17 protein-coding genes are annotated in these 14,985 nt (G+C 65.7%); 14 read left to right on the top strand and 3 right to left on the bottom strand.

What is annotated here, in order from left to right; all coding sequences use genetic code 11:
• Nucleotides 1-47 precede the first annotated feature (47 nt).
• Complete coding sequence (gene pcaD, locus JQ573_RS10990; RefSeq protein ID WP_212309942.1) at nucleotides 48-830, bottom strand: 3-oxoadipate enol-lactonase; 783 nt, start codon at nucleotides 828-830, stop codon at nucleotides 48-50.
• Between the two features lie 105 nt (nucleotides 831-935).
• Nucleotides 936-2,291 carry a 3-carboxy-cis,cis-muconate cycloisomerase gene (locus tag JQ573_RS10985; protein WP_212309941.1) on the bottom strand — a complete coding sequence of 452 codons (1,356 nt, stop codon included), beginning with the start codon at nucleotides 2,289-2,291 and terminating at the stop codon, nucleotides 936-938.
• 210 nt (nucleotides 2,292-2,501) lie between these two features.
• Here JQ573_RS10985 and JQ573_RS10980 point away from each other — a divergent pair, with 210 nt between their 5' ends.
• From JQ573_RS10980 to JQ573_RS10935, 10 genes are all read left to right on the top strand, one after another.
• The gene (locus tag JQ573_RS10980) at nucleotides 2,502-2,948 is read left to right on the top strand and encodes a carbon monoxide dehydrogenase subunit G (RefSeq protein WP_016840413.1); all 447 of its coding nucleotides are present in this window, start codon (nucleotides 2,502-2,504) and stop codon (nucleotides 2,946-2,948) included.
• Nucleotides 2,949-3,116: 168 nt separating this feature from the next.
• Nucleotides 3,117-3,602: a (2Fe-2S)-binding protein gene (locus JQ573_RS10975; protein ID WP_021077804.1), complete on the top strand. Its 486-nt coding sequence runs from the start codon at nucleotides 3,117-3,119 to the stop codon at nucleotides 3,600-3,602.
• Nucleotides 3,603-3,639: 37 nt separating this feature from the next.
• A complete protein-coding gene (locus JQ573_RS10970; RefSeq protein WP_212309940.1) occupies nucleotides 3,640-4,446 on the top strand; it encodes a xanthine dehydrogenase family protein subunit M in 807 nt (268 codons plus the stop codon).
• A gap of 114 nt (nucleotides 4,447-4,560) precedes the next feature.
• On the top strand, nucleotides 4,561-5,469 hold the full coding sequence (locus JQ573_RS10965; protein ID WP_092115264.1) for a MoxR family ATPase: 909 nt from the start codon (nucleotides 4,561-4,563) through the stop codon (nucleotides 5,467-5,469).
• 174 nt (nucleotides 5,470-5,643) lie between these two features.
• Complete coding sequence (locus JQ573_RS10960) at nucleotides 5,644-6,846, top strand: VWA domain-containing protein (protein ID WP_212309939.1); 1,203 nt, start codon at nucleotides 5,644-5,646, stop codon at nucleotides 6,844-6,846.
• A 29-nt stretch (nucleotides 6,847-6,875) separates the two neighbouring features.
• Nucleotides 6,876-7,199, top strand: coding sequence for an XdhC family protein (locus JQ573_RS10955; protein ID WP_021077800.1), 324 nt, complete (start codon nucleotides 6,876-6,878; stop codon nucleotides 7,197-7,199).
• A gap of 168 nt (nucleotides 7,200-7,367) precedes the next feature.
• Nucleotides 7,368-8,069: an XdhC family protein gene (locus tag JQ573_RS10950; protein WP_212309938.1), complete on the top strand. Its 702-nt coding sequence runs from the start codon at nucleotides 7,368-7,370 to the stop codon at nucleotides 8,067-8,069.
• Complete coding sequence (locus tag JQ573_RS10945; RefSeq protein ID WP_212309937.1) at nucleotides 8,066-9,670, top strand: NTP transferase domain-containing protein; 1,605 nt, start codon at nucleotides 8,066-8,068, stop codon at nucleotides 9,668-9,670. The genes JQ573_RS10950 and JQ573_RS10945 overlap by 4 nt, the downstream gene beginning before the upstream one ends.
• Before the next feature lie 286 nt (nucleotides 9,671-9,956).
• Nucleotides 9,957-10,307, top strand: coding sequence for a DUF4189 domain-containing protein (locus tag JQ573_RS10940; protein ID WP_409334673.1), 351 nt, complete (start codon nucleotides 9,957-9,959; stop codon nucleotides 10,305-10,307).
• A gap of 206 nt (nucleotides 10,308-10,513) precedes the next feature.
• Nucleotides 10,514-10,924: a DUF2000 family protein gene (locus JQ573_RS10935; protein ID WP_212309935.1), complete on the top strand. Its 411-nt coding sequence runs from the start codon at nucleotides 10,514-10,516 to the stop codon at nucleotides 10,922-10,924.
• Between the two features lie 371 nt (nucleotides 10,925-11,295).
• Here the strand turns inward: JQ573_RS10935 and JQ573_RS40770 are convergent, their stop codons facing one another.
• On the bottom strand, nucleotides 11,296-11,499 hold the full coding sequence (locus JQ573_RS40770) for a hypothetical protein (protein ID WP_312011475.1): 204 nt from the start codon (nucleotides 11,497-11,499) through the stop codon (nucleotides 11,296-11,298).
• Between JQ573_RS40770 and JQ573_RS10930 the strand changes: the two genes are divergently transcribed.
• From JQ573_RS10930 to JQ573_RS10915, 4 genes are read left to right on the top strand one after another with little or no spacing between them, the layout of a single operon-like run.
• Nucleotides 11,411-12,034 (top strand): TetR/AcrR family transcriptional regulator, encoded by a 624-nt coding sequence (locus JQ573_RS10930; RefSeq protein ID WP_312011473.1) that lies wholly within the window; start codon nucleotides 11,411-11,413, stop codon nucleotides 12,032-12,034. The genes JQ573_RS40770 and JQ573_RS10930 overlap by 89 nt on opposite strands.
• Nucleotides 12,031-12,828, top strand: a complete 798-nt coding sequence (locus JQ573_RS10925) for an HlyD family secretion protein (protein ID WP_409334661.1) — start codon at nucleotides 12,031-12,033, stop codon at nucleotides 12,826-12,828. The genes JQ573_RS10930 and JQ573_RS10925 overlap by 4 nt, the downstream gene beginning before the upstream one ends.
• On the top strand, nucleotides 12,825-13,784 hold the full coding sequence (locus JQ573_RS10920; protein ID WP_212309933.1) for an ABC transporter ATP-binding protein: 960 nt from the start codon (nucleotides 12,825-12,827) through the stop codon (nucleotides 13,782-13,784). Before JQ573_RS10925 ends, JQ573_RS10920 begins: the two co-directional genes overlap by 4 nt.
• A gap of 6 nt (nucleotides 13,785-13,790) precedes the next feature.
• Nucleotides 13,791-14,954, top strand: coding sequence for an ABC transporter permease (locus JQ573_RS10915; RefSeq protein WP_212309932.1), 1,164 nt, complete (start codon nucleotides 13,791-13,793; stop codon nucleotides 14,952-14,954).
• Nucleotides 14,955-14,985 lie beyond the last annotated feature (31 nt).

Raw genomic sequence — 14,985 nt, 5'->3', positions numbered from 1 at the left:
ACTTGTCCCGGATTTCGCTTCGCTCCATCCGGGCTACGGCGTCGTGGTCAGCGTTGCGTCAGGAAGCCGACCACGGCTTCGGTGAAGGCGTGCGACTGCTCGACATTGGAGATGTGCGCGGCATCGAGCAGCGTCATGCTGGCGCCGGGAATGCCGCTGCGGATCATCTCACCCGCCGACACCGGCGTCGCCATGTCCTGCTTTCCCGCGATCACCAGGGTCGGGCTCTTGATCCGGGGCAACAGCGCGCGCTGGTCGAGCGTCGACAGCGCCTCGCAGCAGGCGAGATAGCCTTCGACGGGAGAGGCCAGCAGCATCGCCTTCATGCGTGCCGCGGTCTCGGGCTCGCGCTCGCGGAAGTCGGCGGTCAGCCAGCCCGCGATGACGGTGTCGGCGACGGCCGCGATGCCGCCTTGCTTCACCGCCTTGATGCGGTTCAGCCAGTTGGTCGGATCGGGATAGTAGCAGGCGGTGTTGGCGAGGATGATCTTGCCGAATCTTTCAGGCGCGTTGGCCCCTAACCACTGTCCGACCATGCCGCCCATCGACAGGCCGCACCAGTGCACCTTCTCGATATTGAGGTCGTCGAGGATCGCAAGCACGTCGCGGCCGAACCGCTCCATCGAGTAAGGGCCCGCCGGCACGCCGGATTTGCCGTGGCCGCGCCGGTCGTAACGGATGACGCGGAACATCTGCGTCAGCGCCCGCATCTGCGGCTCCCACATCTGCAGGGTGCAGCCGAGCGAATTCGACAGCATCAAGGTCGGCCCGCCATCGCGGCCATCCACCTGGACGTTGAGCAGGCATCCGTCGGCGTTGATCATCGGCATCGTCTTTACCCTTCTGTCATGCGCGGACTTGATCCGCGCATCCATCGAGAATGAGTCTCTTTGCGATGATGGATTGCCGGGTCAAGCCCGGCAATGACACCTTCGCTATTTCTCGTCCAGTGAAGCCAGCAAACGGTCGATCAGCGCCTGCGAGGCGCCCTGATAGGCCATCGGCTCGAACAGCCCCGCGATTTTCTTGGCGTCGAGATGCGCGGTGACCGTCGCATCCGCCGACAGCACGTCGCGCAAATGCTTCTTCTCGGCGACCGCCTTCTTGCTCGCGGCTTCGATCAGATGATGGGCGTCGCCCTTGCCGATCTTTTCGGCGAGCGCAAAGGTGACGGCTTCCGCCATGATCAGCCCGTGGGTCGCATCGAGATTGGCGCGCATCCGCGCCGCATCGACCTCGAGGCCTTCGGCGAGATCGACGATGGCGGCAAGCGCGCCCGAGGTCACCAGCATCAGGCCCGGCAATGTCGGCCATTCCGCATGCCACGGGCCGGCGCTGCGCTCATGGTCCTGCACCTGCGCTGCGAAGATCGTGGCAGCGAGGTTCGGCGCCATGGTCGCAGCCCCCAGCGCGCTCGCGGCGGCGACGGGGTTGCGCTTGTGCGGCATGGTCGAGGAGCCGCCGCGGCCGGCGCCGGCGGGCTCGAAGGCTTCGCCGACATCGGTCTGCATCATCAGTGAAATGTCGCGCGCGATCTTGCCGCAGCTGCCGGCGAGGATGGCGAACACCGACGCGGCCTCGGCGATGCGGTCGCGGTGGGTGTGCCAGGGCGCATCCGGCAAGGGCAGGTCCAATTCCTGCGCAAGCGCTGCTGCGACCGAAAGTCCGTTGTTGCCGAGCGCGGCGAGCGTGCCGGCGGCGCCGCCGAATTGCACCGCCAGCGTCTCGCGGCGCAGGCGCAGCAAGCGCTTGCGGGATCGATGCAGGGCCGCGGCATATTCGGCGAGCTTCAGGCCGAACGGCATCGGCAGCGCATGCTGCAGCCAGGTCCGCGCCACCACCGCGGTGTCACGATGGGCGCGGGCAAGCCCGGCAAAACCCGCAACGGCGCGGTCGAGGTCGGCGAGCAGCGCATCGATGCCGGCGCGCAGCGACAGCATGGTCGCGGTGTCGATGACGTCCTGGCTGGTCGCCCCCCAATGCACATAGCGCGCTGCCTCGGCATCCGCCTTGGCGACGTTGGCGGTCAGGGCCTTCACCAGCGGGATCGCCAGATTGCCGGATCGCGTCGCGGCATCGGCCAGCGCGGCAAGGTCGAATGATTCGGCCCTGCAGGCGCTAGCGATCGGTCCCGCGCTAGCCGCGGGAATCACGCCGCAGGCCACTTCGGCGCCGGCCAGCGCGGCCTCGAAATCCAGCATGTTTTGCAGGGTGGCAGCGTCGTCGCACACCGCGCGCATCGCGGCGCTCGACAGCATCGGCGCAAGCAGGGGGGAGAGGGCTGTGCTCATGGCGCGCGACCTAACCACTGTCGCGCGCTCCTGCCAATGGCCCGCCGCTGCCGCCAATTTCGGCAGCGTCGATTGCGCGATTTCGTGAACGGCGGACGCGTCTTGCTGCGGTGCGAATATGCATCGCTCATCCTCCGAAGGTGCCCTTTCCTTTGCGCCCGGGCTGCTTTACTTGGGGGCAAAGGTTCTAGCGATCGAGGAGGTCCCCCCATGGCCATGACAATGACCGGCGAAGTCCAGCTTGCAGCGCCGCGCCAGGCTGTGTGGGACAAGCTCAACGATCCCGAGGTGCTGAAGGCCTGCATTCCCGGCTGCGAAGAGCTGGAGAAGACCGACGAGGGCGGCTTCCGCGCCACCGCCAAGATGAAGGTCGGCCCGGTCTCGGCCCGCTTCAAGGGCAAGGTCACCTTGAGCGATCTCGATCCGCCGAACGGCTACAAGATCTCAGGCGAAGGCGAGGGCGGCGTGGCCGGCTTCGCCAAGGGCGGCGCCACCGTCGGCCTCGCCGACAAGGATGGCGGCACGCTGCTGAGCTACAACGTGGAGGCGCAGATCGGCGGCAAGCTCGCCCAGCTCGGCCAGCGCCTGATCAACGGCGCCGCCAAGAAGCTGGCGGACGAATTCTTTGCAAATTTTGCCAAGGCGGTACAAGGTTAGCCCCGCAGGCGGGCCGGATCATTCAGGCCCCGCCGTGCCTTGCCGTTATGTCCTGGATGGGTGGCTCGAAAGGTTGCCCATCGCAGGGCGCGCCCATATTATGCCGTCTGGAATGATTTTAAACCGCCTGCTTCGCCGATATGCGGTGGGGCAGATAAGAGAGTGCTGATGGCCAAGATTTCAATGATCGTGAACGGCAACCCCGTGAACGCGAACGTCGACCCCCGTACCCTTCTGGTCCAGTTTCTGCGCGAAAACCTGCGGCTGACAGGTACCCATGTCGGCTGCGACACCTCGCAGTGCGGCGCCTGCGTCGTGCATCTGGACGGCAAGGCGGTGAAGTCCTGCACGACGCTTGCGGTGATGGCCGACGGTCATGAGGTCAAGACCATCGAGGGGCTGGCGGCCGATGGCGCGCCGCTGCATCCGATGCAGGAGGCCTTCCGCGAGCATCACGGCCTGCAGTGCGGCTTCTGCACGCCGGGCATGATCATGACCGCCGTCGACCTGGTCCATCGCAAGGGCCACGACCTCTCCGACGAGGTGATCCGGGAGGAGCTGGAAGGCAATCTGTGCCGCTGCACCGGCTACCAGAACATCGTTGCTTCGATCGCCGCCGGCGCCAAGGCGATGGCCAAATCGGACCTCGCCTAATCAGCAATTCGTCGCGACAAGCGATCAGGACATTCCAATGTACGAATTCAAATATCATCGCCCCGGCACCGTGCGGCAGGCCGCCAACCTCCTGGTGAAGAACGAGGACGCCAAGCTGATCGCCGGCGGTCACACGCTGGTGCCGGTCATGAAGCAGCGGCTCGCGAGCCCGCCGCATCTGGTCGACCTCTCCCATATCGAAGGTCTCGACACGATCGAGATGAAGGGCCGCTCGCTGGTGATCGGCGCCACCGCCAAGCACGCCGAGGTCGCGAACTCCGCGATCGTGGGCGAGGCGATCCCGGCGCTGGCCGAGCTTGCCGGCATGATCGGCGATCCTGCCGTGCGCCATCGCGGCACTATCGGCGGCTCGCTCGCCAACAACGACCCGACCGCCGACTATCCGGCCGCGGTGCTGGCGCTGGGCGCGACCATCGTCACCAACAAGCGCCGCCTGAAGGCTGAGGAGTATTTCCAGGGCCTGTTCTCGACTGCGCTGGAGGCGGACGAGATCATCACCAAGGTGATGTTCCCGCTGCCGAAGAAGGCGGCCTATGTCAAGTTCCGCAACCAGGCCTCGCGTTATGCGTTGGTTGGTGTGTTCGTGGCCAAGCGTCCGTCCGACGTGCGCGTCGCGGTCACCGGTGCGGGCTCTGACGGCGTGTTCCGCGTCACCGCGTTCGAGGAGGCCCTGAAGAAGCGCTTCTCGCACAAGGTGCTCGACGGCATCGCGGTTCCGGCCGACGGGCTGAACAGCGACCTGCACGGCAGCGCGGAATACCGCGCGCACCTGATCGGCGTTCTGACGCGCAGGGCGGTGGAAGCCGCCAACGCCAAGGACTAGATCAAAGGGACTAGACAAGGGACTAGATCCCAAGAGCTAGATCGCAAGGTCTAGTTCCAAGAACCAAATCCACGGCGTGATTTTGCTAACCCCTGTTCGAAGACTGGCTGTTCCATGAGTGCACCGGCGTTACCCACTTCCGTCGATGCGCTCGAGGAGCTGCTGACGTCGCGCGGCTATCTCGCCGAACGGTCGCTCGCGACCGTGACCTATCTGGCGCTGCGCATGGGCCGGCCGCTGTTCCTCGAAGGCGAGGCCGGCGTCGGCAAGACCGAGATCGCAAAGGTCCTGTCGGCGGCGCTCGGGCGCAAGCTGATCCGCCTGCAATGCTATGAAGGCCTCGACGTTGCTTCCGCCGTCTACGAGTGGAGCAGCGCGGCGCAGATGATCGCGATCCGGCTTGCGGAAGCCTCCGGCGATACCGATCGCGACCAGCTCGCCAGCGATATTTTCGCCGAGCGCTTCCTGATCAAGCGGCCGCTGCTGCAGGCACTCGAGCCCGATGTCGCCGGGCCACCGGTGCTGCTGATCGACGAGCTCGACCGCGCCGACGAGGCGTTCGAGGCGTATCTGCTCGAAATCCTCAGCGACTTCCAGGTCACGATCCCCGAGCTCGGCACCGTGAAGGCCCCGGCGCCGCCGATCGTCATCATCACCTCGAACCGCACGCGCGAGATCCACGACGCGCTGAAGCGCCGCTGCCTCTATCACTGGGTGGATTATCCCACAGCGGACCGCGAGCTCGCGATCGTCAAGTCGCGGGTGCCGAACATCTCCGCGAAGCTGTCGCAGCAGGTGGTTCGCTTCGTGCAGGCGCTGCGCAACCAGGATTTCTACAAGTCGCCGGGCGTCGCCGAGACCATCGACTGGGCCACCGCGCTGTCCGAGCTCGACGCGCGCTCGCTGACGCCGCAGGTGGTCGGCGACACGCTGGGCGCACTCTTGAAGTACCAGGACGACATCGCGCGCATGCAGGGCGATGCGTTGCAGAAGACATTGAAGGAAGCGACGAGCGAGACGTAAGTCGCGCGCGCCGCAACAACGTTCAGTCGGGCGCCGCAACAAAGGTTCGTCATTCCGGGGCGCGCCACTTGGCGCGAGCCCGGAATCCATTGGGCCGCATCGGCGTTGAAAAATGGACTCCGGGCCCGCGCTGCGCGCGTCCCGGAATGACGGGTTGGAGAGAGTGCGCATCTAATGGCCATCAACCACCTCAATCCCCCAACCGGCCACATGGCCGACAACGTGATCGGCTTTGCCCGCGCGTTGCGGGCGGCCGGGCTTCCCGTGGGGCCGGGCTCGGTGATCGATGCGCTCGATGCGCTGCAGCTGATCGAGGTCGGCCATCGCTTAGACTTCTACGCCACGCTGGAGGCGATCTTCGTCAAGCGCCATGAGCATGCGCTGATCTTCCGCCAGGCCTTCGAGCTGTTCTTCCGCGCCGCCGAGGAGTGGAAGAGCATGCTGGATTCGGTCCCGCTGCCCGATCACGCCAGGAAGAAGCCGCCGCCGGCCTCGCGCCGCGTCCAGGAGGCGATGGCGCAGCCGGCGAAGAGCGAGGAGCGGCCGCAGGCCCAGGAGCAGGAGCTCAAGCTCTCGGTCTCCGACAAGGAGGTGCTGCAGAAGAAGGATTTTGCGCAGATGACCGCGGCGGAGATCGCCGAGGTGACGCGCGAGATCGCCAGGATGCGGCTGCCGCAGGCCGAACTGGTCACCCGCCGCTACCAGCCGGATGCGCGGGGATTGCGGCTCGACATGCGGCGCACCGTGCGCAACTCGCTGCGCACCGGCGGTGAGATCATCGATATCCGAAAGCTCGGCCGGATCGAGAAGCCGGCGCCGATCGTGGCGCTGCTCGATATCTCCGGCTCGATGAGCGAGTACACCCGCCTGTTCCTGCACTTCCTCCACGCCATCACCGACTACCGCAAGCGGGTCTCCGTGTTCCTGTTCGGCACCCGCCTGACCAATGTGACGCGCGCGTTACGGGCGCGTGACCCCGACGAGGCGTTGGCGAGCTGCACGTCCTCGGTCGAGGACTGGGCCGGCGGGACGCGGATCGCGACCTCGCTGCACACCTTCAACCAGCTCTGGGCCCGCCGGGTGCTCGGGCAGGGCGCGATCGTCCTCCTTATATCCGATGGACTAGAACGCGAGGCCGATGCCAAACTGGCCTTCGAGATGGACCGATTGCACCGCTCCTGCCGCCGCCTGATCTGGCTCAACCCGCTGCTGCGCTATTCCGGCTTCGAGGCCAAGGCCCAGGGCATCAAAATGATGCTGCCCCACGTTGACGAATTTCGTCCGGTGCATAACTTGACGTCCATCAAGGGCTTGATCGGGGCGCTGTCATCCCCGCCACCGGCGCACCACCGCAGCCTGATCCGCTCTGTAGCCTAAGAAGCCTGACCCGATAGCAGGAGGCCACCATGCTGAACCGCGACGAAGACATCCTTCAGGCCGCCGAGACCTGGCAGAAGCAGGGCCATGGCGTGGCGCTCGCCACCGTGGTCGAGACCTGGGGCTCGGCGCCGCGCCCGGCCGGTTCGAGCCTCGTCATCAATGACGACGGCACGTTCTTGGGCAGCGTCTCCGGCGGCTGCGTCGAGGGCGCGGTCGTCACCGAGGCGCTCGACGTGATCGCGAGCGGCCAGCCAAAAATGCTCGAATTCGGCGTCGCCGACGAGACGGCCTGGAATGTTGGCCTTTCCTGCGGCGGCACCATCCGCGTGTTCGTCGAGAAGGTCGGGTAGTGCCGCCGATTTGAAGTTCCTGTAGTGTATGCCGCGCATGCGGTTCAGGAACTTCAAATCGATAAGCGGCACTACAATCGTTAAGTTGCAAGTGCCCCTCTTGTTTCCGAAGTTCGTACGAGAGGGCGCCGCGAGAGAGGTACGAACTTCGGAAACGGGGCACTTGCCGTGAAACTCGAGATCCTCAAAGAGCTCAATGCCGAACGCGCCGCGCGCCGCCCGGTCATCATCGTCACCGACACCGCCAATGGCGAGCAGCGCTTGGTCAAGGCCAAGGACATCGCCGCCGATCCGCTACGCGCCGAGCTCGCCAAGCAGCTGCGGATGGGCAAGAGCGGCAATGTCGAGGTCGCGGGCAAGAAGCTGTTCCTCAACGTCTACGCGCCGACCGCAAAGCTCGTGATCATCGGAGCTGTCCATATCAGCCAGGCGCTGGCGCCGCTGGCGCGCTCGCTCGATTACGACGTGACCGTGGTCGATCCGCGCACGGCGTTTGCAAGCCCCGAGCGTTTCCCCGACGTGCCGCTGGTCGCCGAATGGCCCGACGTCGCGCTGCCGCCGCTCAACGTCGATCACTACACGGCGTTCGTCGCGGTGACGCACGATCCCAAAATCGACGATCCGGCGCTGCTGCACGCCTTCGACCGCGACTGCTTCTATATCGGCGCGCTCGGCTCGCGGAAGACGCACGCCAAGCGCGCCGAGCGGCTGCGTGCGCAGGGCGCCAAGGACAGCGACATCGCGCGCATCCACGCGCCGATCGGGCTCGATATCGGCGCGGTGTCGCCGTCGGAGATCGCGGTTGCGATCATGGCCGAGATCACCGCGCAGCTGCGCTTGCCTCCCAAAGAAAAAGAAGAAGCGGCATGAAGTTCGGTCCCGCCAGTCCGGCCGACGCGATTGGCGGCGTCACCGTGCACACGCTCCGCCAGGGTACGCTGGTGCTGAAGAAGGGCACCACGATCGGCCCTGACGAGGTCGAGGCGCTGACCAAAGCCGGCGTCAAGGACATCGTCGTGGTACGGCTGGAGGAGGGCGACGTCTCCGAGGACGTCGCGGCCGCCAGCATCGCGCAGGCGGTGGCGGGCGAGGGCGTCAATGTCGAGCGCGCCTTCACCGGCCGCGCCAATCTGTTCGCGGCGCGCCCCGGCGTGCTGGTGGTCGACCGCGCCGCGGTCGATCGCATCAACGGCGTCGACGAGGCCATCACCTTTGCAACGCTCTCAGCGTTCAAGCCGGTGGTCGAAGGCGAGATGATCGCGACCGTCAAGCTGATCCCGTTCGGCGTCGAGGGCCGGCTGCGCGATGCCGCAGTTGCAGTCGCGGGCAAGGATACGCTGCGGATCGCGCCTTACACGATCAAGAAGGTCGGCGTGGTCTCGACGCTGCTGCCGGGCCTTGCGCCGAAGGTGATCGACAAGACGCTGCGCGTCACCGCCGAGCGGCTGGCGCCGGCCGGCGCCACCATCATCGCCGAGCGCCGGGTGCCGCATGACGAGACCGTACTCGCGGCTTCGATCAAGGAATTGCTCGGCTTGGGGGCCGAGCTCGTCATCGTGTTCGGCGCATCGGCGATCGCCGACCGCCGCGACGTGATCCCGGCCGCCATCACCGAGATCGGCGGCGCGATCGAGCATTTCGGCATGCCGGTCGATCCCGGCAATCTGCTGCTGATCGGCAGCGCCGGCGGCGTGCCGGTGCTGGGCGCGCCGGGCTGCGCCCGCTCGCCGGTCGAGAACGGCTTTGACTGGGTGCTGATGCGGCTGCTCGCCGGCATCAAGGTGACACGGTCGGATCTCACCGGCATGGGCGTCGGCGGCCTCTTGATGGAGATCGTGACGCGGCCGCAGCCGCGCACCGTCCCGGACACCGAAGGCAACCGCAACGTCGCGGCCATCGTGCTCGCCGCCGGACGTTCGACCCGGATGGGCGGCCCGAACAAGCTGCTCGCCGAGCTCGACGGCAAGAAGCTCGCGCGAATCGTCGCCGAGCAGGCGCTGGCCTCGAAAGCCTCGGAGGTGATCGTCGTCACCGGGCACCAGGCCGATCTGGTCGAGCAGGCGCTTGATGGACTCAAGGTCAGGTTCGTCCGCAACCCGGATTTCGCCGGCGGTCTCGCCGGCTCAGTGAAAGCCGGCATCTCGGCGGTCTCCGACAGCGCCGATGGCGCGGTGGTCTGCCTCGGCGACATGCCGCTGATCGATGCGAAGCTGATCGATCGCCTGATCGAAAACTTTGCGCCCGATCGCGGCCATCTGATCGCAGTGCCCGTCTGCGAGGGCCGCCGCGGTAATCCGGTGTTGTGGTCGCGGCGCTTCTTCAGGGAATTGATGACGCTCGACGGCGACATCGGCGCCCGTCATCTGATCGCCAAGCATACCGAGGTGGTCGCCGAGGTCCCGGTCGAAGGCAACAGCGCCTTCCTCGACATCGACACGCCGCAGGCGCTGGAAGCCGCGCGCCGCGGCTAGCTCCATCTGCCGTCGTCCCGGCCAAGCGAAGCGCGAGCCGGGACCCATAACCACAGGATGCACTTGTTGTGCGACGCTGGGGCCCCAGCGAATTCGATCACACTAGGCGGTGGTTATGGTCCCGGCTTTCGCCGGGACGACCAGCGGATAGAACTCGTCGCAACCCGTCATTCACCATCTGGAAACGACCCCTTTGTACAGTCCGCGCCGGACTTTGGGGGATTTCCGCTTGATCATTTCGACCGCCGCCGCGCAGCGCCGCGCGCTGACGATTCTCGTCCTGACATTGCTACTCGGTGCCACGCGCTTCTCCGTGGAATCCTTCATCCCCAAGGCTCGCGCGGCCGGCGCGTTCGCGGTCGGCAAATGCGGGGCGTATGGCCAGGCTTACGACTACCCGGCGGAAGGCGCGGCGCGCGCCGCGGCGCTGAAGCAGTGCAAGGGCGATTGCACCACCGTGACCATGAAGCGCGCCTGTGCCGCGCTCGCGATCGACATGAGGAATCCTTGCGGCGCGCATGGCTATGCGGTGGCGCCGAAGATCTCGAGCTCGCTCAATGCCGCGACCAAGAAATGCTACGACTATGGCGGCAAGGAATGCGTGATCCGCGCCTGGGCATGCGACGCCAAGGGGTAAGCGGTCCGTTCGCGAGGCCGCGTGAGGGCCTGCGACATTCGGAAACAACAACTCGGCTCTCGTAGCCCGGATGAGCGAAGCGATATCCGGGGCGGTCGAACCCGCATATCGCTTCGCTCATGCGGGCTACGCGCTGTCACCAATATGCTAGCGTGCCTTGCGCCGTCAGGGCTGGTCTCCGCCGCCGCTGCCGCTAAACTCGCGCCATGCAGTTCGATACCAAGATCGCGGTCGTGATCCGCACCGACTTGGAAGTCTGGCAGAAGCTCAACGTGGCGTCGTTTCTCGCCGGTGGCATCGCCGCTTCCTTTCCCGAATGCATCGGCGAGAACTACGAGGACGGCTCGGGGACGAAGTATCTGTCCCTGATCGGCCAGCCGATCCTGATCTACGGCGCCGACCGCGCGCAGTTGTCGCGCGCGCTGGAACGTGCGCTGGCGCGCGAGGTGAAACCTGCGCTCTATACCGAGGACATGTTCAAGACCACGCATGATGCTGCCAACCGCGAGGTCGTGAAGGCGGTCGCGCGCACGGAACTCAACCTCGTCGGCCTTGCCTTTCGCGCCGAGCGCAAGGTGGTCGACAAGATCCTCGATGGGCTGAAGTTTCACACGTAGCGCGCCAACTCTTTCCGTCGTCATTCCCCGGTGCGCAATTGCGCACCTGGGGGCTCGCGAAGCGAGAGCCCGGAATCCATTTGTCCGGGAGTTACGCGGCGCGATGGATTCTGGGCTCGTGCTTCGCACGCCCCGGAATGACGGAGAGGGCGGTGTGGAATGCAGTACACGCTTGAGCGTGCACGGGACCCGTAGGGGCGATCGGGACCCGGCTTTCCTCGAGTGTTGCGCCGCGAGACCGCGGTCGCACGGCCTCTGACCGTCAGCCCGGAAATGGGAACGGTTTTTGATCCCGCTCAAGCACGCGAACAGGAACATTTCGTATCGAACCGGGCTTTCCTGAATCGCATTGACAATGACTGACCAGTCAGTCATATTCTGGCCATGACAAAGCGCAGCAATAAGACGACCCGCACCCAGCCCGCCAACCGCCGGATCACGATCCGGGCCGCCGCGGCGAGGATCCCGAAGGTGGCCTCGGCAACAGTGCCTGAGACGAAGCCGGCTGCGAGCCGCGCCGGGAAATCCGCGGAGCGGCGCGCGGCGATCATCGAGGCGGCGATGGACGAGTTCATCGCACGCGGCTTTGCCGCGACGCGGCTCGACGACGTCGCCAAGCGGGCCGGCGTCGCCAAGGGCACGCTCTATCTCTACTTCAAGGACAAGGAATCGATGTTCGAGGAGCTGATCCGCACCGCACTGGTGCCGCTGATCGGCCGCTTGACCGCGCTGCCGACGATCACCGGTCCCGTGCGCGACGCGGTGGAGCGATTTGCCGAGACCTTCATGCGCGAGGTCGTGGCGACCCGGCGCGGCGACATCATCCGCCTGATCGTGTCCGAAGGGCCGCGCTTTCCGGCGATCGCCGATTTCTATTTCCGCGAGGTGGTGTCGAAGGGCCTGACCGGCATGAAGGCGCTGGTCCAGCTCGCGATCACGCGCGGCGAGATCACGCACCGCGAGCTCGGGGATTTCCCGCAGCTGGTCGTCGCGCCCGCGATCGTCGCGGTGATCTGGCAGAGCCTGTTTGACCGGCACGCGCCGCTCGATGGGCTCGCGATGTTCAAGGTTCATCTCGATCTGATCTTCGGCGAACGGAGGAAGACATGACCGCGTCGCGCACGATGAAGCTGGTGACAGCAGTCGCGCTGGTCGTGGCGCTGGCCGGCTGCAAGGAGAAGCGCGACCCCGGCTTCCAGGGCTGGGTCGAGGCCGACATGATCTTCGTCAGCCCCGATGAATCCGGCCGCGTCATCAAGCTCAACGTGCGCGAGGGCGACGAGGTTAAGCCCGGCGATATGCTCTATTCGGTCGACGACGATCTGCAGCGCGCCGATCTCAACCAGAACAACGCGACCTTGGCCAACGCGCAGCAGAGCTATGACCGCGCCGCCTCGCTGCGCGGCACCGGCGCCGGCACCCAGGCCAATCTGGATTCCGCCGTCTCGGCGCTGCGCGTCGCGGAAGCGCGTGTCGTCACCTCGCAGACCCGGCTCGACCGCCGCAAGGGCATTGCGCCGATCGCGGGCTCGATCCAGCAGATCTATTTCCGCGAGGGCGAGATGGTGCAGGCGCAGCGGCCGGTGCTGTCGATCATGCCGCCCGGCAACATGAAGCTGCGCTTCTTCGTGCCGGAAACCGAGCTGCCGAAGCTCGCGCTCGGCGACGAGGTGAGGGTGACCTGCGACAATTGCGCCGCCGATCTCACCGCCAAGATCTATTTCATCGCCACCACGGCGGAGTACACGCCGCCCGTCATCTACAGCCTGGATGAGCGCAACAAGCTGGTCTATCTGATCCAGGCGCGGCCGAGCCGGCCCGATGTCCTCCGCGTCGGCCAGCCGATCAGTATCTACCTCAATCCCAAGACTAACTCGAAGACGCCGATGGCGGAGCGCAGATGAACGGCGGTCCGACCAACGCCCGCTCCAACGCATCGTCCATCGCGATCGATGTGAAGGGCCTGACCAAATCGTTCAATGGGCGCGAGGTGGTCCATGACCTGTCGATGCAGGTCAAGCGCGGCTCGATCTATGGCTTCCTCGGCCCCAACGGCAGCGGCAAGACCACCACCATCCGCATCCTGTGCGGCCTGCTGACACCAGACAGCGGCGAGGGCACCTGCCTCGGCTACGACATCCGGCGCGATGCCGACAAGATCAAGCGCAAGGTCGGCTACATGACGCAGCGCTTCAGCCTCTACCAGGATCTGTCGGTGCGCGAGAATCTGGAGTTCGTCGCGCGGCTCTACGGCATGCTGGACGCGCGCGGCGCCGCGCGCGACATGATCGCGCGCATCGGCCTCAAGGGGCGCGAGGAGCAGCTCGCCGGCGAGCTGTCGGGCGGCTGGAAGCAGCGACTGGCGCTCGGCGCCTGCACGCTGCCCAATCCGCAATTGCTGCTGCTCGACGAACCCACCGCCGGCGTCGATCCCAAGGCGCGGCGCGATTTCTGGAACGAGATTCACGCACTCGCCGCCGAAGGCCTCACCGTGCTGGTCTCGACCCATTACATGGACGAAGCCGAGCGCTGTCATGAGATCGCCTACATCGCTTACGGCCATCTGCTGGCGCATGGCACGGTGGATGAGGTGATCGCAAAGTCTGAGCTGTCGACCTACACCGTCACCGGCGAGGATTTCAACGGCCTGATGGCCGAGCTCACGGGCAAGCCGGGCGTCGACATGGTGGCGCCGTTCGGCACCAGCCTGCACGTCTCCGGCCGCGACAAGGCGGCGCTCGAGGGCGCCATTGCGCCGTATCGCCGCAACGCGAAGTGGCGTTGGCAGGCGAGCGAGCCGTCGCTCGAAGACGTATTCATCGACCTGATGGGGCGCTCCAGAGACAACTTCCAGGGATGACTTCCGATGAGCGCGACGGATACGATCCGGAATGGTGAAGAGAGGGAGCCGGTATTCGGCTTCTGGCGGCGCAGCTACGCGATGCTGGTCAAGGAATTCATCCAGCTTCGCCGCGACCGCGTATCGTTCGCCATGATTATCATCATCCCGGTGATGCAGCTGCTGTTGTTCGGTTTCGCGATCAACACCACGCCGCGTCATCTGCCGACCGCGGTGCTGTTGCAGGAGGATTCCGATCTCGGACGCTCGATCCTGAAGGCGATGGAGAATACCGCCTATTTCCGCTTCACGCGCGAGGTGCACACCGTCGAGCAGTTCGATGAGCTGCTGCAATCCGGCAAGGTGCTGTTCGGCGTCGAGATCCCGCGCGGCTTCGAGCGCGCGGTGCGACGCGGCGACAAGCCGGCGCTGCTGGTCGCGGCCGACGCCACCGACCCGGTCGCGGCGGGCTCGGCGCTCGGCGCGCTCGGGCCGCTGGTGCAGTCGGCGCTGGCGCACGACCTGCATATCGGCGATCCGCCCGAAATGCCGTTCGAGATCCGCGCCCATGCCCGCTACAACCCGGCGGCTGAATCCCGCCTGAACATCGTGCCCGGCCTGGTCGGGACCATTCTCACCATGACCATGCTGATCTTCACCGCGCTGTCGGTGACGCGCGAGATCGAGCGCGGCACGATGGAAAGCCTGCTGTCGATGCCGATCAAGCCGGTCGAGGTGATGTTCGGCAAGATCATTCCGTATGTGATGGTGGGTTTCATCCAGGCCGGGCTGATCATCGGCATCGGCGTGTTGCTGTTCGGCGTACCGGTGCTCGGCAGCCTTACATTGCTGGGGCTGCTGACCACGCTGTTCATCACCACCAATCTGTCGATCGGCTATACCTTCTCGACCATCGTGCAGAACCAGCTGCAGGCCATGCAGCTCTCGATGATGTTCTTCCTGCCGAGCATCCTGCTGTCCGGCTTCATGTTTCCGTTCGCGGGCATGCCGGTCTGGGCGCAATATATCGGCGAGGTCCTGCCGCTGACCCATTTTATCCGCATCGTCCGTGCCATCATGCTGAAGGGCGCGGCGATGCCGAACCTGCGATATGACACGATTGCGCTCGCCGCCCTGATGCTGTTCGCCATGACAGTCGCCGTGACGCGCTTCCGCCGTACGCTCGATTGAGGCAGAATGGGAGTGATTGTTCATTGTCATT

Origin of the sequence: Bradyrhizobium sp. AUGA SZCCT0105, from assembly GCF_018129565.1 — a bacterium.
Taxonomy (GTDB): Bacteria; Pseudomonadota; Alphaproteobacteria; order Rhizobiales; family Xanthobacteraceae; genus Bradyrhizobium.
The sequence above is the reverse complement of the archived record's forward strand: the minus strand, read 5'-3'. Positions and strand labels throughout refer to the sequence as shown.